This window comes from Clostridium sp. (assembly GCF_047777555.1).
GTDB lineage: Bacteria > Bacillota > Clostridia > Clostridiales > Clostridiaceae > Clostridium_H.
This window is the reverse complement of the sequence record NZ_JBKEEV010000009.1, coordinates 55,220-73,949: the sequence shown is the minus strand read 5'-3', so window position 1 is coordinate 73,949 and position 18,730 is coordinate 55,220. Positions and strand designations below refer to the sequence as shown.

Sequence of the window (18,730 nt, the reverse complement as noted above, 5' to 3'; positions counted from 1 at the left end):
ATTTAATGAAGGACTATTAAAAGAGGTATGACTAGTGTGATTTTTCGATAAAGCCTCTATGTCCAAGTTTCTCTTATAAGGAAGTATAAAGATTTTGGAGAACTGTCCCTCTTTATCAATAGTGGAAAAATCCCCATCATCAGGAGAGTTTATATAAAGAACATCAAAGCCTAGTCTAGATAAAAATATTAAAAAATAAACTTCGTGTTTCTTTATGCTGCCAAGATATAAAACCTTTGGATTTATGATATCATGAGTGCTCTTTGAATCAAGATTAAAATTATTTACTAAATCCATGGCAAAATTATTTATCCAAGTAATCAGCTTAAGAGTAAAGTTTTTAATTTTGGTTAAGTTAACATAAGGTTCCTTTTGTAAGTACAAGTTCAATACATAGCTAAGGGATTCTTCTATAGATGAAGTTAACAAAGAAGAATTAGCGTCAATTAAAGAACCGCTTTTTTTAAGCGAAGTTATTAATGCTTCTATTTTAACATTATCAAAAGGTTCAAGCTGATTTTCATTCCATATAGATTGAAGTTTATCGCTTAATATGGAATTGACTTCAAATGGGATATTAGATATAAATTTAAAATAAAGACCATTAAGGTTAGATAACTTCTTATCAAGTTTGTTTAATTTGTCATAGTATTCTTTTTCATTTTCCTTTACACCAATGTATCTATAAAAGTAAATTGGCACAATAGGAGAGCTTCCGTTTATAAAACCTACTCTTTTATTAAGTGGTGTTAGTATATCACTAAAGACGTTATGGGAATTTTTTAGAGAAGGATGTATAAACTTTCGTACATTGATCATTTTTTATTCCTACTTCCTCTCAAGTAAAGTGAAATTTAATAAAGTGTAAACTAGTCACCATTAATTGTATTATACAGAAAAGTTATATTAACTATCAACATAGGTAAGTCAGTAAAATAAGAACTTTTAGCTTATTTTATGAGATAAAATTTTAAAAGCTCTACCAATAAATGTATGGAATATAAGTAATTTTATGGGTATAATGTTACTATATCATATTGTTAAGGAGATAGTATATGTTTGAGGAATTTAATAAACAATTAGGAGAGGTAAAAGAAAAGATAAAAGAAAAGGAAAGGCTTAAGTTAAGATTAAAGGAATTAAAAGAGCAGTTTGAATATAGAGAGAAGAAGGTACAGGAATTAAAAAATATTTTAAATAAGGAATATAAAGACGTTAAAAAACTAGAAAACTTGAGTGTAGGAGGGCTTATATATACTCTTTTAGGGCGCAAAGAGGAAAAACTAGAAAAGGAAAAAGAGGAGTATATATTAGCTAAAGCTAAATATGATGAAGCAACTGCAGATTTAAACTCATTAGAAGCTGATATAAAATCAGCAGAATACAAGTTAAAAGGTCTTACAGGAATAGAAGAAGAATATGACAGTTTGATTAAGGAGAAGGAAGAAATCATTCTAGCTTCTCATCCGAAAAATAGAATGAGGCTAAAAGAGCTGGAGGAAGAAATATGGAGATGTCAGGATAGTATTAAAGAACTAAAGGAGGCTGATTCAGCGGGATATAATTTACTAGATGCTTTAAACAAGGTTATAGATTCTCTTAAAAGTGCAGCTGATTGGGGCACTTTTGACATGCTTGGAGGCGGAATGTTATCCACGGCTATAAAACACAATCATATAGATAAAGCTAAAGAGTGTTCCTATGAGGTAAAAGATCGTATAAGAAAGTTTCAAAGGGAACTAAAGGATGTAGATAGAGAATTTAATTTAGATATAAATATAGGATCCTTTGCTAGCTTTGCGGACTTTTTCTTTGATGGATTTTTTATTGATTGGTATGTTCAGTCTAGTATTAAAGATGCACTTAATAATGCTGAAAAATTAAAAAGAAATGTTTATATCATACTTAATAGAATTTATGTAGAAAAGAAGGAATCAGAAGAAAAGCTCAATAGGCTTAGAGAGCACTATAAAAGTATTGTTGAAGAAATGCATTAGCAATATTTTACTACGTAAAATATTGCTAAGTGGAGGCGCCGCAGGCAAAACATCCATAACTTTTCACGGAAATATTAATCTTACTTTTAGTCATGAAGAATGGAAATCTTCTGATTCATATTGGGCCATAAGTATTATTGATAAAAATAGAAAGGAATTTAAAAGAATAACTTCTTCAGGAAAGGCTCTAGAGAATAATTTATCTATAAGTTTACCTAAAGGTACATATTATGTAAAGATTGCTGGTGATTGTCTTGGTGTTCCTGACATTCCTTATAGTTTTGTATTATCAGGAAATTTTGAAAATGACAAATTTACAAGCCAACCAAAACAGGTAAATGTTCCAAGTAATAAGGCATGGACTGTAACTTTAAATAAGGAATTAGATGTAAAAACAATAACTGATAAAAACATATATATTACAGATCCTTATGGTGATTTTGTTTCAATAGTATGTTATGTTGAAAATAAAACACTATATATCGTACCTTTAAAAGAATATGATAATGGAAAAACTTATACGTTATGGATTGAAAATTTAAAGTCAAAAGATGGGACTGTTATGAAGAAAAATACTAAAATGGACTTCCAAATTGAGCAATAAGAAGTTTAAATATTTTCTATACACTAATAGAACTAGGCTGCGATTGTTTACAGCTTAGTTCTATTTAATTTTATCATAACAGAATTGTATATGCCTGCAACTTTAAATAAAGTCTTCTAAAATCTATTTATTGGGAATAAATTCTTAAATATTAATATTATTACAAGTGGTTTATAGTATATAATAATAAAATAAGAGTATCAAATATTTATTATTGTTAAATAATTAAAATATGAGTTTGAAACAAGATATATTTGGAACAAGATATATGCTTAAGGCATAAATTATATAGGATATTGATGTGTGAAGAATAAAAGAAAGTTTGAGAGGAAAAAGGCTATGAGTATGAAAAAAATTGTAAGAGGTATATTACGACATGGTGAGGATGTAAAGGAAAAGGATAGAATTGAAGATGTTAAAGCATATATAAAACAAAAATTAAGAGAAAAGGGTTTTGAAAACAACCAAATAGAGATAGATTTTTCAGATATTTTCACTGATGAAGAAGTAATAAAAGCAGCGGAGGAACTCAAATTTGGATTGGAAAGAGGAGATAAGGACGGAGTATGGTGGCTATTTAGATATTAGTTGAAAATCACCAATATAACTATTAACTTTTACTTTGGAATATACTGCTGCTTTATTGATAAGGAGAAAATAATGATTAAAAAGCTTAATTTAAGGGATATAAAAACAGCAAAACGCGTAATAGAATTGCAAAGAGCCTCATATAAAATAGAAGCTCAACTTATAGGTTTCTATGAAATACCGCCTTTAATGGAGACAATAGATAGCTTACAGGCATGTGATGAAATTTTTTATGGATACTATATAAACGATGTTTTAGCAGGAATAATTTCGTTTAAAATTATCGACAATGTTTTAGATATACACAGGGTTGCCATACATCCTACCTTTTTTAGAATGGGTATTGCAGATAAGCTGATTAAATTCATAGAAGCTCTTAAAAGCAATATAAATAAAATTCTTGTATGTACTGGGAAAGAAAATTATCCTGCTGTAAATTTATATTTGAAAAATGGTTATAAGAAGAAAGAGGATATTGAAATAAAAAATGGAATTTATATAATAAAGTTAGAGAAATTATTATAAAATATAGGGGGTAGGGGGAATAAAAATGTACTATGGAGAAAAGGTTTGTTTAAGAGCTTATAAGGAGGAAGATATAGAAAGGGCAACATAATTAGTCAATGATAAAGAACTTAAGAAGTTCTTAATTACGGGAATACCATTTCCAATGACTCCATGGGAAGAAGAGGAATGGATAAGATCACAAAAGGGTACTGAAAGTGGTGAATATAATTTTGCTATAGAGGATATAAAAACAGAAAAGTATATTGGTGGCTGTGGAATTCATAAGGTCAACTGGTTAACAAGAGTTGCAACAGTGGGAATGATGATTGGAGACAAAGACTACTGGGGGAAGGGATATGGCACTGATGCCATGAAGGTGCTTATGAAATTTATCTTTGAAGATATGAATATGAATAAGATAAGATTGAGTGTATTTTCATTTAACGAAAGAGCTAAAAGGTGTTATGAAAAGTGTGGATTCCAAGTGGAAGGAATTTTGAAGAAGGAGATATTTAAGGAAGGAAAATATTATGATGAAATCATAATGTCAGCTTTTAATAAATGATAGGCACCAAATCGGTGCCTATTTTCCTAAAAACATCTTAATTCCAACAAATATAATAAATATGGCAAAGGCCTTTTTTAAGATGTCTACTGGCATAATATTTGCAATTTGAGCACCGAATTTTGCTCCTATGAGCATAGCTATACAGATTATAAGACCAGCTTTTATATCTACATTTCCTCTTTTATAGTAATGAAGAAAGGCTAAAATACCAACAGGTGGAAGCATAGCAGCAAGTGAAGTTCCTTGAGCTTGCAGCTGTGAGAAGCCTTTTATAAATATCAATGAAGGCACTATTACAATGGCTCCTCCTATTCCGAATAATCCGCTCAAAATGCCAGCTGCAATCCCAATCAATATGAAGGTTAATATATTAATCATCAGTGATCCTCCCTTAAATATTAAAGTATTACTTAAATTATAACATGCTATTACTAGTTATGTCAGAAAATTAATGTAATGTTAATCCTCATTAGGTATATAATAGCAATGTTTCATGTAATTCGTCTGAATAGTGAATAGTTTATGTAGGAGAGTAAATCTGAATATGTTATACTATCATTAATTATTATTACAAAGGGGAAGATTAGTATATGTTTAATTTTAGAGTTCATCAAGAATTAACCTGTGCAGCAGAAGGAAGCGGACAATTTTATGCAAGAGTAGGAGCTATGATAGCAAGCCAGGGAAGTTTTACTGCAGAGAAGGTACTGCTAGATCCTAATCAAAATAAAAGTATTATAAACTCAGTTATGAACTTAGCGGCAAGAAAACTTACTGGAGAAAATATATCTATAATGAAAGTCAGCGGCAAAGGTACGTATTATATGGCTCATAACGCAGAGCATATCAGTGTAATCAAGTTGCAGCAAGGACAAAGTATAGGGGTAGAGGGCGAAAACCTTTTAGCTTTTACAGAAGATTGTAAATATGGAGTTAGATTTATAGGCACTGGAGTTATATCTCAAAAGGGTATGTTTACATCAAAGCTTACAGGTATAGGACCTAATGCAGAGGTGGCTATAACTACTAACGGAAACCCATTGATACTGGAAACTCCATGTGTAGTGGATCCAGATGCAGTAATATGTTGGACTGGCCCAGATCCAAGCTTTAGAGCAGATGTAAACTGGAAAACATTTTTTGGACAAACATCAGGAGAATCTTATTTCTTAGAATTTAACAGCCCAGGAGAAGTGGTAATAGTGCAGCCAGCAGAAAGAAACTCTGGAGTTAGAGTTTCCATAGACTAATGGAATAGGAAATATGAAGTATAAGAAGAAAGGAGGATGAGCTTTATATGAATCTAAACATAAATAATGAAAGCAAAAACCTGCGAAATTCTCAGCAGAAAAGGTATGGAAATTTAGTCGTAGATACTACTATAAAAGCTGATAAAGGAATTATAGATTTGAAAAATCCCGTAAGTGTTATTCAAAGAAATCTCACAGCAGCACAGCAAGTGGCTAATAACACTTCTACCATAATAAATAACAGTGATCGAAGAATTGAAACTCAGAATATTCAGCCTACACAAAGCACAACTGTTATAAGAAAAACTAAGGATATATCATTAAAAAATAGTGTAAATACAAGCTGTTCTACTTCTATTATGAGGGGACAGAAGGTAAGCATAAACTCAAAAACTCAGAACCTTTCTAAAATATTAATAGCCCTAGAGTGGAATGTAGATTATAGGGGAAGTGAAGAGTTTGATTTAGATACTTCTGTATTTATGGTAGATGGAAACAATAATACAGCTGAGCAAGATTTTATATTCTATGGAAATCCTAAAAGTAAAAATGGGAGTGTATCTATTGGGGAAGACCATAATTCTTCTTTAAAAAGAGCATATGATAGTGTGGTTCAGCTAAATTTAGATAAAGTACCTATGAATATTGAAAAACTTGCATTTACAGTAACTATATATGATGCTGATAAACGCCATGAAAGTTTTAGGCAAGTTTCTGGGGGTTGTTTTAGAGTAATAGATGGACAAGCTAAAAAAGAACTAATTAATTATAAGTTTGGTGATGGACTAACTAGTGAAACAGCCATTGTAGTTGCAGAAGTGTATAGGCACAAAAATGAGTGGAAGGTAAATCCTATAGGAAATGGATTTAATGGTGGACTTGAAGCTTTATGTAATAATTATGGAATAGAAACGGAATAATATAATTAAATGCATAAGATATAATTTTGATAGATGAAAAAACACGAACGTTAGTATGAGAATATCTGCTACAAAGTTAGGAAATTAGGGTGCATGGCAAAATATTTTATATGTTTTTATAGAAATGTTCGCAAATATTGTTGACTTCCTGCATAACATCTGTTACTATTTACAAGTGTCGAAAACAGAAGAAAAAAGGGGAGTAATTAATGGATAGATTTTTTCACTTGAAAGAAAATAATACAAATGCTAAAACGGAAGTTCTAGCAGGAATAACTACTTTTATGACAATGGCGTATATACTTGTAGTAAATCCATCTATTTTATCAGCAGCAGGTATGGATTCTGGAGCTGTGTTCACAGCTACAGCTTTGTCAGCAGTAATTGCGACGGTAGTAATGGGAGTGTATGCAAAGCTTCCTTTTGCTCTTGCACCAGGTATGGGGTTAAATGCCTTTTTTGCATTTACAATAGTTAAACAAATGGGTTACAGCTTTGAATTTGCCTTAACAGCAGTTCTATTAGAGGGAATAATTTTTATTTTACTTACACTTTTTAATGTACGTGAAGCTATAGTGGATTCTATTCCAGCAAATATAAAAAGAGCTATTTCAGTAGGAATAGGACTGTTTATTGCTTTTTTAGGACTTAGCAATGCAGGAGTAATTATACATCCAGAGGATAATGGAACAATTGTTGCTCTTGGAGATGTAACAAGCGGTAGTGCACTTCTTGCTATTATAGGGATACTTATTACAGGATTCTTACTTGTTAGAAATGTTAGAGGAGCTTTGCTTATAGGAATAGTAGTTACTACTGTAATAGGAATACCTATGGGTATAACAGAAGCACCTAAAGCTATATTTAGTGCACCGCCATCTTTAAGCCCAATAGCTTTCAAATTTCAATTTAATAATATATTCACAATTGATATGTTTATAGCTTTATTTACCTTATTATTTATGGATATGTTTGATACTATTGGAACTTTAGTTGGAGTTGCAACAAAGGCTAAAATGCTAGATGAAGAGGGAAAAGTTCCTAATATTAAAAAGGCTTTATTTGCAGATGCCATAGGAACAACTGTAGGAGCTTGTCTTGGAACAAGTACAGTAAGTACATTTGTTGAGAGTGCATCAGGAGTAGCTGAAGGTGGAAGAACAGGACTTACAGCCTTATCTACAGCAGGAATGTTTATAGTTGCGTTATTTTTATCACCTTTGTTTGCTATAGTGCCATCAGCAGCAACATCACCAGCTCTAGTATTAGTTGGATTATTTATGATGGAGCCAATAAAGGAAATAGACTTAGTAGACTTTACAGAAGCTATACCAGCTTTCCTTACAATAATAATGATGCCATTAACCAACAGTATATCAGACGGTATAGTATTTGGTATAGTTTCATATATATTTTTAAAAGCAACAACAGGAAGAGCTAAAGAGGTTACAATACCTACCTATATAATAGGAGCGTTATTTATATTAAAGTTTTTTATCTAATAAGATAAAATAAAAGCAGCAATACTTACACCAAGTATTGCTGCTTTTATTTTTGTCTATTATTAATTATTAAGTATGGGTTTAAAAGGATTTGGTTGCCAGTTACTAATTATGTAAGAACATGTTATAATAGAAACAATCTATATTTTTAAGCAGGATAAATTCTTAATTAAGATGGGTGATAATATGAAATTTTTTAGTGACTTACCAGTAAAAGAAATCAGTCGGATCTTTTATAAAGAGCCAAGCTATATAAGAAAATCATCTCCAAAAGAGTATCTTTCTCTAGCCCTAGGGGCAACTCTTTATATGCCAGCATTTAAAGAAGGAATTTTAGATATTATATTAAACAATAAATATAAAAGATTAACTTCTATGGTACTCTGTTTAGAAGATTCAGTTCCAGAAGAGAGAGTTGAAGAAGCAGAAAAAAATCTGATAGATGTTTTATCAAAACTCACTCATTGCATAGAAGAAAACAAGTGTATAAAAGGAAATAAGTCTATAGAGGAGAATATGCCTCTCATTTTTGTAAGAGTGAGAAATGTGGAACAATTTAAAAGAATATCAGAAAATAGAAAAAATTTTTATCCTTTAACTGGATTTAACTTTCCAAAGTTTGACTCTACTAATGGAGAAGAATATTTAAAGATTTTAAAAGATATAAATAAGGATATGTCTTATAATTTATATGCCATGCCTATATTAGAATCTAAAAATATAATATATAAAGAGAGCAGACTAGAGGAATTGATAAAAGTTAAGAAAATATTAGATGCTTATAAAAGCAATGTTTTAAATATAAGAATTGGAGGCACAGACTTTTTAGGCCTTTACGCCATAAGGCGTCAAGTAGATAATAGTATATATGATATTGGTGTAGTGAAAGATTGCATTGCAGATATAGTAAACATGTTTGGACGAGCAGAGGAGGAGTATACTATATCAGGTCCTGTATGGGAATACTTTAACACCAATCCAGATAATCGTATATTTAAACCTCAGCTAAGGCAAAGCCCATTTGTGGAACATTTAGGGGAGAGTGGTCTTAAAAAGAGGGATTACTATGTAGAAAAATGCATTGATGGATTAATTAAAGAAGTTGTATTGGACAAGGCTAATGGATTAATCGGGAAGACTATAATACATCCAAGTCATATATCTATAGTTAATGCTTTGTATGTAGTTACAAAAGAAGAATATGATGATGCAAGATTTATAATAGAATCCAACAAAGGCGGAGCATATAAAAGCAGATACAACAATAAAATGAACGAGGTTAATCCTCATCTTAATTGGGCTAATAAGATTCTAAGAAGGGCTCATGTATACGGAGTATTTAATGAAGATAAAAGCTATGTGGATTTGCTTTAAAAGGAGGAAATAATGAAAGAAAGGCTTAGAGTTTTAGATGAAATTGCTGTAGATGTAGAAATTAATAAAAATCCCTTTGATTTTAAACTTAAGAACTTATTTTTGATGGCAGCTAGAAAAAATGCAAAAAGAGCTTTTTTATTTGTAAGTAAGGTTTTGGGAAAACATATACCTGTTAATCCCAAGCAGTCTATCTTAACAGGAAGACTTTTAGGTTTTCTTGCAGCGGAAAAGGTTCAGGGACGGTTCTCAAATTTTCATATAATTGTACAAGCTATAAAGGATGATAAGTTTGCAGATGAAGCCTTAGAATATGCAAAGGCTAATCTAATTTCTTTAGACAAGCCTACTTTATTTATAGGATTTGCGGAGACTGCGACAGCTCTTGGAAACTCTGTTTTTGCTCAATTTAAGGGAGATAATGTTTTTTATATACACACAACCAGAGAAGAGCTTATAGAATGTACTTCGGCATTTGATTTTGAAGAGGAGCATTCTCACGCCACTAGTCACTTCTGCTATCCTCTTCAAGAAGATATTTTAAATAACTATGAGAGAATAGTTTTAGTAGATGATGAAATAACCACAGGGAAAACTGCTTTAAATCTTATAAAGGCTATAAATAACAAATATCCTAATAAAGAATATGTGGTAGTTTCTATATTAGATTGGAGAAGAAAAGAGCACATAAAAGAATATAAGGCACTGGAAAGAGAGTTAAAGATTAAAATACATGAAGTATCTTTAATAGATGGGGAGGCAGAGTGTCACAGTCCATCAGTTAAGGGGATAGAAATAGTATATCAAAATCAAAACAATACAAATAAATCTATAAACATACAAGAAGAATTCTACACAGATGGATTAAAGTTAGGAAAGTTAGGGGACGGTTCTCAAATCTTAAAATTAAGGGACGGTTCTCAAATTTTAAGAGATAAATCCGAAGTTTTAGTAAAAAATCATTCATTTACATGGGATGGATACAGGAGTTTTACTAAGCGTCTATGCAGTGGTGAGCTAAAAAAGTATAGTTATATAAATTCAAGTGGAAGATTTGGAATTTCAAGCGGTGAAATTAACAAAATTGAAGCTTATGCAGAGAAAATAGTGAGGGCTATGGAGCCTTTCAGTGAAAAGGTAATTATTTTAGGAACTGAAGAGTTTATGTATATACCTATGGTAATAGCGAGTAAAATACCAAATGCCAAGTATCAGTCTACAACTAGAAGTCCTATCTATGCAAAAAATGAAAAAGACTATGGAATTCAATGTGCATCAAGGTTTAGAAGCCCTTTTGATAAGGAAGTTATAAACTACGTATATAACATAAAAAAAGATATGTATGAAGAAGTATTGTTTATAACAGAAAGAAAGTTAGACGATGAAAGTAAAGAGGAAATGATAAATTTATTTGTAAGTGTAGGGATATATAGAATAAATTTTGTTCATTTTTAAACTATAAACAGCAGGTTGACTAATTAAATTTATTAGAAAGAGATAGATCTGCACAAAGTTAGTTGCGTAAAACTTATGATAAGGAGTGGTCATGTGATATTTAATAATATAAAAGAGCCAAGCCATATAGGGAGTTATTCTAGAGAAGATGTTATATTTCTTTTAAAAGATATATCCGGTATGATAAAAGAACAGAGCAATGAAGAAAGAGAAAGGATTATTCAAAATGGAGGCCATTATTCAGAAATGCTTCCAATAGAGTACGTCCCAACAGAAGAATATATGGATGTATTTTTTAAAACTCTAGAGGATAGTAAGGAAAAAGTGGCAAAGGCTGCAGCTGTAGTATCAGAGCTTATATATAGAAGAAAGGGAGATAGAGCAGTTATTGTATCCCTTGCAAGGGCAGGAACCCCTATTGGAATATTAATTAAACGATACTTAGAAAAGAAATATAATAAGGTATTTCCTCATTACAGCATATCCATTATAAGAGGAAAGGGAATAGACGAGAATGCTATAAAATACATCTTAAACCATCATAGTCCAGAAGATATTCAATTTGTGGATGGATGGACTGGAAAAGGAGCTATAAACACAGTTTTAAACAAGGCTATGAAGGATTTTTATGATAAATATAAGATTAGGATTAGTGACAATCTGGCTGTGTTAGCAGACCCGGCCTATTGCGTGTCTCTATATGGCACAAGGGAGGATTTTCTTATACCATCAGCTTGTTTAAATTCTACAGTATCAGGATTAATAAGCAGAACAGTTTTAAGAGATGACATAATAGGAAAGGATGATTTTCATGGAGCTAAGTTTTATAGAGAATGGAAAGACAGGGATTTATCAAACATGTTCATTGATACTATAACCCAGTGTTTTGAAGATATTAATATAGATGAGGAAGAAATAGAAAAGTTAGATTTAGACGTATATAATACAGGCATTAGGGATGTAAATGAAATAAAAGAGAAGTATGGAATAGATGATATAAACCTGATTAAGCCGGGAGTAGGAGAAACAACTAGAGTGCTTTTAAGACGTGTTCCATGGAGAATACTTGTGGATGATATAAATAACCCAAATTTAAAGCATATTTTAATCTTGGCACAAGACAGAAAAGTCCCAGTAGAAGTTTATAAAGATATGAAATATTCCTGCTGCGGAATTATTAAGCCAAAAACAAGGGAGATCTAATATGATTTTTGCGTCGGATTTAGATAGGACCTTGATTTATACGAAAAAGCTTATAGGAGATTCTGACAAGGATATTGTGCTGGCGGAGAGGTATTTAGGCAAGGATTTGAGTTTTATGAAAAAGGGTGCCTTAGAAAAGCTATTGAATATTAAGAAAAAGGTTTTGTTTATACCTGTTACAACAAGAACTATAGAGCAATACAACAGGATTTTCCTAATATCAGAACAAATAAAGCCAGACTACGCTGTAGTAAGCAATGGAGGAAATATATTAGTAAATGGAGAAGTGGACAGGCAGTGGGAGGAAATTATAAAGGATAAAGTAGATAAGATAACTTCCTGTAAGATTGTAGAAAAGAGATTTTTGGAAAGTTTCAAAGATAATTCATGGATCGACAAAATGGTTCTTAGAGACAATTTATTCTATAGTGTTCATTTTCAAGATAAAAAGCTTATAAAAATCCAAGAATTAGAAGAATTTAAAGACTGGATAGAGAAAAGAGGGTGGCATATATCTATTCAGGGCAGAAAGTTGTATATTGTTCCAAATTGTGTTAACAAGTGGGATGCTGTTCTGTATATAAAAGAGAAGGAGAAGAAGGGCAGGATTATATCTTCTGGAGATTCATTCTTAGATTATCCAATCCTAATAAATTCGGATTATTCTATATGTGCATCTCATGGAGAACTTAAGGTTTTGATAGAAAATAAGAAGGTAGAGAAGAAGCATATTTACATGACAAAAAGCAGCGGTATAAATGCTTCTGAAGAAATAACAGAAATTGTTAGTAATATGATTTGTCGGAATGTTTGATTTTTGACAGGGCAATATATATAATGGTATTATAATGTAATAAATTGTTAAAAGAAAGAAGGTATGTGTTATGGCGATCAGTTTATCAAAAGGTCAGAAAGTTGATTTGACAAAGACAAACCCAGGATTGACAAAAGTAATAGTTGGACTTGGATGGGATACTAATAAATATGATGGTGGTCATGATTTCGATTTAGATACAGCTGCCTTTTTACTTGGAGGAAATGGAAAAGTTACATGTGATAATGATTTTGTATTTTATAATAACTTAAAGGATCCTTCAGGCGCTGTTACTCATCTTGGAGATAATCGTACAGGAGCAGGAGATGGAGACGACGAGCAAATAAGTGTAGAATTAGGAAAGGTTCCTGCAAACATAGAAAAAATAGATTTCACAGTAACAATTCATGAAGCAGATGTAAGAAGACAAAACTTTGGTCAAGTATCTAATGCATTCATAAGAATTGTAAATGCAGATACTAATGAGGAATTAATAAGATATGATTTAAGCGAAGACTACAGCATAGAAACTGCAATAGTTGTTGCTGAGCTATATCGACATAATGGAGAGTGGAAGTTTAATGCAATAGGAAGTGGATTCCAAGGAGGACTTGCTGCTCTTTGCAATAATTTTGGAATAGATGTAGGTTAAAACGAATCTACATATATATAATTAGGAGGATTAGGGATGGCTATTAATTTACAAAAAGGTCAAAGAATAAGTTTGACTAAGGACAATGCAGGATTGTCAAGGATAATGGTAGGTCTAGGATGGGATCCTGCAGCTCAAAGCGGTAGGGGACTTCTAGGGGCATTATTTGGAGGTGCCGCTCCAAATATAGATTGCGATGCATCTGTATTTATGCTAGATGCTAATAATAAAATAAAGTCAAAAGATGATATAATATATTTTGGAAACAAACATCACAAAAGTGGAAGCGTTCAGCACATGGGAGATAATCTTACTGGAGACGGCGATGGGGATGACGAGCAAATCATGATTGAGCTTGCTAAGGTTCCTCAAGACATTTCAAAATTAGTCTTTGTTGTAAACATTTATAACTGTGTAAAACGCAAGCAGCACTTCGGAATGATTAAAAATGCATTTATAAGAATTGTAAACCTTGCAAACAACCAGGAAATGGTTAAGTTTAATTTAACAGAAGATTATTCAAATAAGACAGCTCTATATGTAGGAGAAATTTATAGACATAATGGAGAATGGAAGTTTGCAGCTACAGGAGAAGGAGATACTTCTTCAGGGCTAGGAGAAATGGTAAATAGGTTCAGATAAAATATATATGAAGAAAGTGAAGGAGATAATTCTCCCTCACTTTTCTTTTTAAACTTTTTTATTGCGAATAGATTCAAAGTCTATAACCTTAGTTTTATGTTCATGATTATGTAGATGATTCATACAGTACTCGTAGTCACCTTCGCATTTAGAACAATATCTAAATTCCATATTTGGATTATCTTTTTCAGTTATTCCACAAACAGTACACTTGTGAATGTAGGTTTTAGTTGGAATCTTTGATTGAAATCTCTTTTTATTATAATAAGATTGTGTATTGGTTTTACTCCTTCTAACTATATCTCTTCCAAAGAAGATGAAGTAGTTAATTATTGAGGCTAGGGCTGCAAGTTTATATGGTATAGGCTCAGAGATTATAGTAAATCCTACATAAATCCATTCAAACCAAGCTAAGTACTTTACTTTAACAGGAAGTATAAAAAATAGCAGCAGCTCAAAATCAGGATAAATTCTTGCAAAGGCTAAGAATAGAGACAAGTTTAAATATACTCCAGATACAGAACCTCCTGATATAAAAGCAGCTATAGTTGTTCCTATCATTCCCATTAAATAATAAAGGTTAAATCTAAAGCTTCCCCATTCATCCTCTAAAGCAGTTCCAACCATATAGGAAAAATAAAGAGCAAATATTATCCAAAATATGCTGGTTTGAGGAGGAATAAATATGTAGGTTATAAGTCGCCAAATTTGACCTCTTAATACTAGGTCAGGATTTAAGGTTAAAAGACTTATAATTTTGTAGGAGCCAGTAATATATATTAATGCAAAAACAATAGCATTTATAGCAACTATGTAAGTTATAAGCCCTCTTATAGCAAACTTCCCAAACTTTCTTTCCAGCTTATCTATCCAATTCATTAATATCACCCCTCTTAATAGCTTAGTTTAGTATTATCATAGCTTTTGCATATTTATATATTAACAAGGCTCACATATATAATGCGAGCCTTAAGTATACATTTCTTTTAAATTATTATGGTGTCACATAAAATATAGACTGAATAGGTCTTTCACCAGAAGACTTATACGGATTGCTGATAACTTCTCCGTTATAATACATAGTAGAAGATGAACCACCATCTAAATTTACAGCGTTGTATGCTTCGTATTCATACAATATATCCTGTAGTTCTTTTAATGTCACTGCAAGTCTTCCTATGTACTTTCCGTCAATTACTAAAAAGAGAATACTTCCGTCTTTGCGCTGTCCAATAGCGGTTCTAGGAGCAGTTCCCCAACCGCCATCACCAGATGTAATGGTTTTTTTACCATTGACAATTAGTGCAGGACCAAAAGATACCGCTTCACTTACACCTAGCTTTTGCATTTCTTCTAAATTATAGTCGCCCACCAAAAGAATTCCGTCTTTTGTTATTCCTGCTATACATATCTTTTCATCTTTTTTCAAACCATTATGAATAATTTCACCATTAGAGATAAGGATTCCACCAGGATTACCCATTTCATCTTGAGAATCAGTTAGATTTTTATTAGCCATAAAGCCACCAGCATTTATAGCTGCAACTGCATTATATCTTTTAGCCATAGCACTAGTGGTTTCACCTTTTTCTCCAAGCTTTTCACTGTATCCAACCTTTATACTCTTAGGATTTTTTATTATAAGTAAATGACCTTCAAATTTATCTCCATCAATATCATGCATTTCAATTTCGTTAGTGTTACTTGCTATTCCAGCATTAATTTCTTTTTTTAATTCATTTATATCAGATTGAACAATAGTATTTATTTTATTTCGGCTAAGTATCTCATCTATGCGTTTACGAGATAAAAACATCGTAGCAATCCATTGATGAGTTGAAGTTGTCATGGCAGATCCAACTACAGTAGCCTTAACATTTTCAAAAGGGCCATAGTACAATATAAATGGAGCAGTTAAAACCGTAAAAACAATTTCAAACAGTACAAAAAGTTTCTTTGGAAACTTTCCAGATAAAGACTCTTTCTTTAACATGCAAACCACCTTCATTTATTCTTGTATATATCATTAAGTCTGAAATATAGAGTTTAAAAGTTATATTTTAATGTTTTATAACTCTATAATCATACAAGAAGCAACTGTAATTAAAATAAAACATACATATATATTATATAGCTAAAACTTAAATATACAAACATAAACTTTAAGTTAATATTGTAAAATTTCGATAAAAATCTATATTTTTGAAAATATAGATGAATAAATTACATCATATCTCCTTATTTGAATTAAAATGGAATAAATTTACTATTAGATCAAAGATAGATTAATTAGATTAAACATATTAATTACATGGAAAAAGAAGCCTCTAAGTATTTAAAAGCTTCTTAATAGGGGAATATTAATTAAGAAAAAATTTAGTAATGTCTATGTATAATTATACAACATCTGTTATATATATTCAATAGATGAATAAAATAAAAAATAAATATAAAGTTTATTGAGAAGTGAGGAAGTTTCTGTATTAAATATTAAGTATATGCTAAAATTATTACAGAAGACATGATTACATAATTAAACTATGAAAGGATGAGTAGTTTTGGATAATATACTTAAAGATTTATCTCCAAGTTTAGTTTTTAAATATTTTGAGGAGATTAGCAGAATACCTAGGGGTTCTGGAAAAGAAAAAGTTATAAGTGATTATTTAGTTAACTTTGCTAAGGAACATAACTTAGAAGTAATACAGGATGAATTCTTAAATGTAATAATTAAAAAAGGTGCTGCTAAAGGTTATGAAAATGCTCCTACGGTAATTTTACAAGGTCACATGGATATGGTTTGTGAGAAAAATAAGGATGTAGACCATGATTTTGAAAAAGACCCTATTAAATTAAGAGTTGAAGGAGACTTTATAAAAGCTTCTGGAACTACCTTAGGTGCGGACAATGGAATAGCAATTGCTTATTGTTTAGCTATTCTTGCAAGCAATGATATAGAGCATCCTCCTATAGAGGTTTTAATAACAACTGAGGAGGAGACTGGAATGACAGGAGCCTCTGGAGTTAAAGCAGAAAATCTTTCTGGAGAGATTTTGATAAATATCGATTCAGAAGAAGAAGGTGAACTTTTGACTTCTTGTGCAGGAGGAGTTAGAAATAGGGTTAGACTCACAGTAGAGCTAGAAGAGAAAAGACAAGGCTTCATTCCATATAAAATCATAATAAAAGGTCTAAAGGGCGGACATTCTGGAACGGATATAGATAAGGGTAGAGGAAATTCTAATAAGCTTATGGGACGAGTATTGAATAGTATAAATTCACAAATGGAATTATATATATCCGATATAAATGGCGGGGCTAAGATGAATGCTATCCCAAGAGAAGCTGAAGCTGTTATATTCATAAGAGAAGGAAATGAAGGCGTTTTAAACAATATAGTTAAAAGGATGCACAATATTTTTAAAGATGAGCTTAGAGTATCGGATCCAGGAGTAGTTGTGGAAATGGAAGAAGTGGAAAGAAAACCATATAGAGTATTCTCAAAAGCTTTAACAGATAAAATTATATCTTTATTAATGCTTATTCCACAAGGGGTTCAAACTATGAGCATGGACATTAAGGGGTTAGTGCAAAGTTCTACAAATTTAGGTGTGGTTACTACAACTGAAGATGAAATAACTTTTGAAAGTGCTATAAGAAGCTCAGTTAAAAGTTTAAAGGAAAGTATTGTAGGAGAAATTGAGAGCTTATGCAATCTTGTTGGAGCAGCAATGACACTAGAAGCTGATTATCCAGCTTGGGAATATAAAGAAAACTCATACATTAGAGAAGTGTTTAAAAAGGTTTATAAGGATATGTACGGAAAAGAACCTAAGATAACAGCAATACATGCAGGACTTGAATGTGGACTATTAAAAGACATCCTTGGGGACATAGATATGATTTCCTTTGGACCAACTATGCTTGATGTGCATACTCCAGAAGAAAGATTAAGCATTTCTTCAACTAAGAGAACATATGAGTATCTTTTACAAGTACTAAAGGCAATAAAATCATAAATAACCAGTAACCATGTACTAGATAAGGAAGAAAAAAGCCTAGATGTGGTTAAATATTACTACTGTCCGCATCTAGGTTTTGATTTTGGGTAGAATCTAAATAATACTATCTAACATATTCGGTAACTAAATCAGTGAAAAGGATACCTTCTAAATGATCAATCTCATGGCAAAAGCATTTCGCTAAATCGCCCGTAGCTGTCAATATAATTTCCTCTCCATTCTCGTTTAGCGCTTGCACTGTTACTTTTGCAGGCCTTTTTAACTTTCCCCATACATTTGGTAGACTTAAGCATCCCTCTATAACTTCTTGTGTTCCTTCTTGTTTAATTATTTTTGGGTTAACTAACTTTATAAGTCCTTGACCCATATCTATCACAACTAATCTCTTTAGTATACCTATTTGTGGAGCTGCTAAGCCTCCGCCATTTTCCGTAGCATACATAGTATCTGCCATATCATTTAGTATTTGTCTTATTTTATCATCTACTACCTCTACTGTTTTGCTTTTTTTCCTTAATATTTCATCACCAAAATGTCTAATTTGCCTTAATGCCATCTAAATTACACCTCTACTTTGCTGTGATCTTGATTTTCTTTCACTTTCTTCGAAAAGAAAAATCTCTTCTATCTCC

General features: G+C 31.5%; 19 protein-coding genes and 2 pseudogenes. 15 read left to right on the top strand and 6 right to left on the bottom strand.

The genetic code is table 11. From position 1 onward, the window contains the following. A partial coding sequence (locus ACFWTK_RS11895) for a YceG family protein (protein ID WP_415876193.1) occupies nucleotides 1–819 on the bottom strand: 819 nt, incomplete at its 3' end. A gap of 236 nt (nucleotides 820–1,055) precedes the next feature. Here ACFWTK_RS11895 and ACFWTK_RS11890 point away from each other — a divergent pair. The 5 genes and pseudogenes from ACFWTK_RS11890 to ACFWTK_RS11870 all read left to right on the top strand — a co-directional run. Then, entirely contained in the window at nucleotides 1,056–1,997 is a 942-nt protein-coding gene (locus ACFWTK_RS11890) for a hypothetical protein (protein ID WP_415876192.1), read from the top strand. After that, nucleotides 1,981–2,601: an Ig-like domain-containing protein gene (locus tag ACFWTK_RS11885; protein ID WP_415876191.1), complete on the top strand. Its 621-nt coding sequence runs from the start codon at nucleotides 1,981–1,983 to the stop codon at nucleotides 2,599–2,601. Before ACFWTK_RS11890 ends, ACFWTK_RS11885 begins: the two co-directional genes overlap by 17 nt. 303 nt (nucleotides 2,602–2,904) lie before the next feature. After that, nucleotides 2,905–3,189, top strand: a complete 285-nt coding sequence (locus ACFWTK_RS11880) for a hypothetical protein (protein ID WP_415876190.1) — start codon at nucleotides 2,905–2,907, stop codon at nucleotides 3,187–3,189. Between the two features lie 72 nt (nucleotides 3,190–3,261). Further along, entirely contained in the window at nucleotides 3,262–3,714 is a 453-nt protein-coding gene (locus tag ACFWTK_RS11875) for a GNAT family N-acetyltransferase (protein WP_415876189.1), read from the top strand. A gap of 106 nt (nucleotides 3,715–3,820) precedes the next feature. Continuing rightward, nucleotides 3,821–4,261, top strand: a pseudogene (locus tag ACFWTK_RS11870) (GNAT family N-acetyltransferase); the annotation flags it as partial. Between the two features lie 18 nt (nucleotides 4,262–4,279). Here the strand turns inward: ACFWTK_RS11870 and ACFWTK_RS11865 are convergent. Next, nucleotides 4,280–4,642 carry a sulfite exporter TauE/SafE family protein gene (locus ACFWTK_RS11865; protein ID WP_415876188.1) on the bottom strand — a complete coding sequence of 121 codons (363 nt, stop codon included), beginning with the start codon at nucleotides 4,640–4,642 and terminating at the stop codon, nucleotides 4,280–4,282. A gap of 212 nt (nucleotides 4,643–4,854) precedes the next feature. Here ACFWTK_RS11865 and ACFWTK_RS11860 point away from each other — a divergent pair, with 212 nt between their 5' ends. The 9 genes from ACFWTK_RS11860 (at nucleotide 4,855) to ACFWTK_RS11820 (ending at nucleotide 14,076) form a co-directional block, all read left to right on the top strand. After that, a complete protein-coding gene (locus tag ACFWTK_RS11860; RefSeq protein WP_415876187.1) occupies nucleotides 4,855–5,514 on the top strand; it encodes an AIM24 family protein in 660 nt (219 codons plus the stop codon). Nucleotides 5,515–5,561: 47 nt separating this feature from the next. Next, nucleotides 5,562–6,434 carry a TerD family protein gene (locus tag ACFWTK_RS11855; RefSeq protein ID WP_415876186.1) on the top strand — a complete coding sequence of 291 codons (873 nt, stop codon included), beginning with the start codon at nucleotides 5,562–5,564 and terminating at the stop codon, nucleotides 6,432–6,434. 209 nt (nucleotides 6,435–6,643) lie between these two features. After that, on the top strand, nucleotides 6,644–7,936 hold the full coding sequence (locus ACFWTK_RS11850) for an NCS2 family permease (RefSeq protein WP_415876185.1): 1,293 nt from the start codon (nucleotides 6,644–6,646) through the stop codon (nucleotides 7,934–7,936). A 186-nt stretch (nucleotides 7,937–8,122) separates the two neighbouring features. Next, nucleotides 8,123–9,310 carry an HpcH/HpaI aldolase/citrate lyase family protein gene (locus ACFWTK_RS11845; RefSeq protein ID WP_415876184.1) on the top strand — a complete coding sequence of 396 codons (1,188 nt, stop codon included), beginning with the start codon at nucleotides 8,123–8,125 and terminating at the stop codon, nucleotides 9,308–9,310. 12 nt (nucleotides 9,311–9,322) lie between these two features. Continuing rightward, nucleotides 9,323–10,765, top strand: coding sequence for a phosphoribosyltransferase family protein (locus ACFWTK_RS11840; protein ID WP_415876183.1), 1,443 nt, complete (start codon nucleotides 9,323–9,325; stop codon nucleotides 10,763–10,765). Nucleotides 10,766–10,858: 93 nt separating this feature from the next. Further along, nucleotides 10,859–11,968, top strand: coding sequence for a cysteine protease StiP family protein (locus ACFWTK_RS11835; RefSeq protein ID WP_415876182.1), 1,110 nt, complete (start codon nucleotides 10,859–10,861; stop codon nucleotides 11,966–11,968). A 1-nt stretch (nucleotide 11,969) separates the two neighbouring features. Beyond that, nucleotides 11,970–12,782: an HAD family hydrolase gene (locus tag ACFWTK_RS11830; protein WP_415876181.1), complete on the top strand. Its 813-nt coding sequence runs from the start codon at nucleotides 11,970–11,972 to the stop codon at nucleotides 12,780–12,782. 70 nt (nucleotides 12,783–12,852) lie between these two features. Continuing rightward, nucleotides 12,853–13,434 (top strand): TerD family protein, encoded by a 582-nt coding sequence (locus ACFWTK_RS11825; protein ID WP_415876180.1) that lies wholly within the window; start codon nucleotides 12,853–12,855, stop codon nucleotides 13,432–13,434. A gap of 36 nt (nucleotides 13,435–13,470) precedes the next feature. Then, nucleotides 13,471–14,076 carry a TerD family protein gene (locus tag ACFWTK_RS11820; protein WP_415876179.1) on the top strand — a complete coding sequence of 202 codons (606 nt, stop codon included), beginning with the start codon at nucleotides 13,471–13,473 and terminating at the stop codon, nucleotides 14,074–14,076. Nucleotides 14,077–14,124: 48 nt separating this feature from the next. On the opposite strand, the gene ACFWTK_RS11815 is transcribed toward ACFWTK_RS11820, so the two are convergent. Next, complete coding sequence (locus tag ACFWTK_RS11815) at nucleotides 14,125–14,955, bottom strand: rhomboid family intramembrane serine protease (RefSeq protein WP_415876178.1); 831 nt, start codon at nucleotides 14,953–14,955, stop codon at nucleotides 14,125–14,127. 115 nt (nucleotides 14,956–15,070) lie between these two features. Further along, on the bottom strand, nucleotides 15,071–16,069 hold the full coding sequence (locus ACFWTK_RS11810; protein WP_415876177.1) for a phosphodiester glycosidase family protein: 999 nt from the start codon (nucleotides 16,067–16,069) through the stop codon (nucleotides 15,071–15,073). A 565-nt stretch (nucleotides 16,070–16,634) separates the two neighbouring features. Here ACFWTK_RS11810 and ACFWTK_RS11805 point away from each other — a divergent pair. Continuing rightward, a complete protein-coding gene (locus tag ACFWTK_RS11805; RefSeq protein WP_415876176.1) occupies nucleotides 16,635–18,095 on the top strand; it encodes an aminoacyl-histidine dipeptidase in 1,461 nt (486 codons plus the stop codon). 106 nt (nucleotides 18,096–18,201) lie between these two features. Here ACFWTK_RS11805 and def read toward each other — a convergent pair whose 3' ends face one another. Beyond that, entirely contained in the window at nucleotides 18,202–18,654 is a 453-nt protein-coding gene (gene def, locus ACFWTK_RS11800) for a peptide deformylase (protein WP_061857736.1), read from the bottom strand. Beyond that, nucleotides 18,655–18,726: pseudogene (locus ACFWTK_RS11795) on the bottom strand (helix-turn-helix transcriptional regulator); the annotation flags it as partial. Nucleotides 18,727–18,730: the final 4 nt, after the last annotated feature.

Excerpts from the sequence above, each read along its gene's own strand:
- ACFWTK_RS11890 (WP_415876192.1), top strand. The coding sequence starts at position 1,056 with ATGTTTGAGGAATTTAATAAACAATTAGGAGAGGTAAAAGAAAAGATA.
- ACFWTK_RS11820 (WP_415876179.1), top strand. The coding sequence starts at position 13,471 with ATGGCTATTAATTTACAAAAAGGTCAAAGAATAAGTTTGACTAAGGAC.
- ACFWTK_RS11840 (WP_415876183.1), top strand. The coding sequence starts at position 9,323 with ATGAAAGAAAGGCTTAGAGTTTTAGATGAAATTGCTGTAGATGTAGAA.
- ACFWTK_RS11855 (WP_415876186.1), top strand. The coding sequence starts at position 5,562 with ATGAATCTAAACATAAATAATGAAAGCAAAAACCTGCGAAATTCTCAG.
- ACFWTK_RS11825 (WP_415876180.1), top strand. The coding sequence starts at position 12,853 with ATGGCGATCAGTTTATCAAAAGGTCAGAAAGTTGATTTGACAAAGACA.
- ACFWTK_RS11865 (WP_415876188.1), bottom strand. The coding sequence starts at position 4,642 with ATGATTAATATATTAACCTTCATATTGATTGGGATTGCAGCTGGCATT.
- ACFWTK_RS11810 (WP_415876177.1), bottom strand. The coding sequence starts at position 16,069 with ATGTTAAAGAAAGAGTCTTTATCTGGAAAGTTTCCAAAGAAACTTTTT.
- ACFWTK_RS11845 (WP_415876184.1), top strand. The coding sequence starts at position 8,123 with ATGAAATTTTTTAGTGACTTACCAGTAAAAGAAATCAGTCGGATCTTT.
- ACFWTK_RS11860 (WP_415876187.1), top strand. The coding sequence starts at position 4,855 with ATGTTTAATTTTAGAGTTCATCAAGAATTAACCTGTGCAGCAGAAGGA.
- ACFWTK_RS11875 (WP_415876189.1), top strand. The coding sequence starts at position 3,262 with ATGATTAAAAAGCTTAATTTAAGGGATATAAAAACAGCAAAACGCGTA.
- def (WP_061857736.1), bottom strand. The coding sequence starts at position 18,654 with ATGGCATTAAGGCAAATTAGACATTTTGGTGATGAAATATTAAGGAAA.
- ACFWTK_RS11850 (WP_415876185.1), top strand. The coding sequence starts at position 6,644 with ATGGATAGATTTTTTCACTTGAAAGAAAATAATACAAATGCTAAAACG.
- ACFWTK_RS11830 (WP_415876181.1), top strand. The coding sequence starts at position 11,970 with ATGATTTTTGCGTCGGATTTAGATAGGACCTTGATTTATACGAAAAAG.
- ACFWTK_RS11815 (WP_415876178.1), bottom strand. The coding sequence starts at position 14,955 with ATGAATTGGATAGATAAGCTGGAAAGAAAGTTTGGGAAGTTTGCTATA.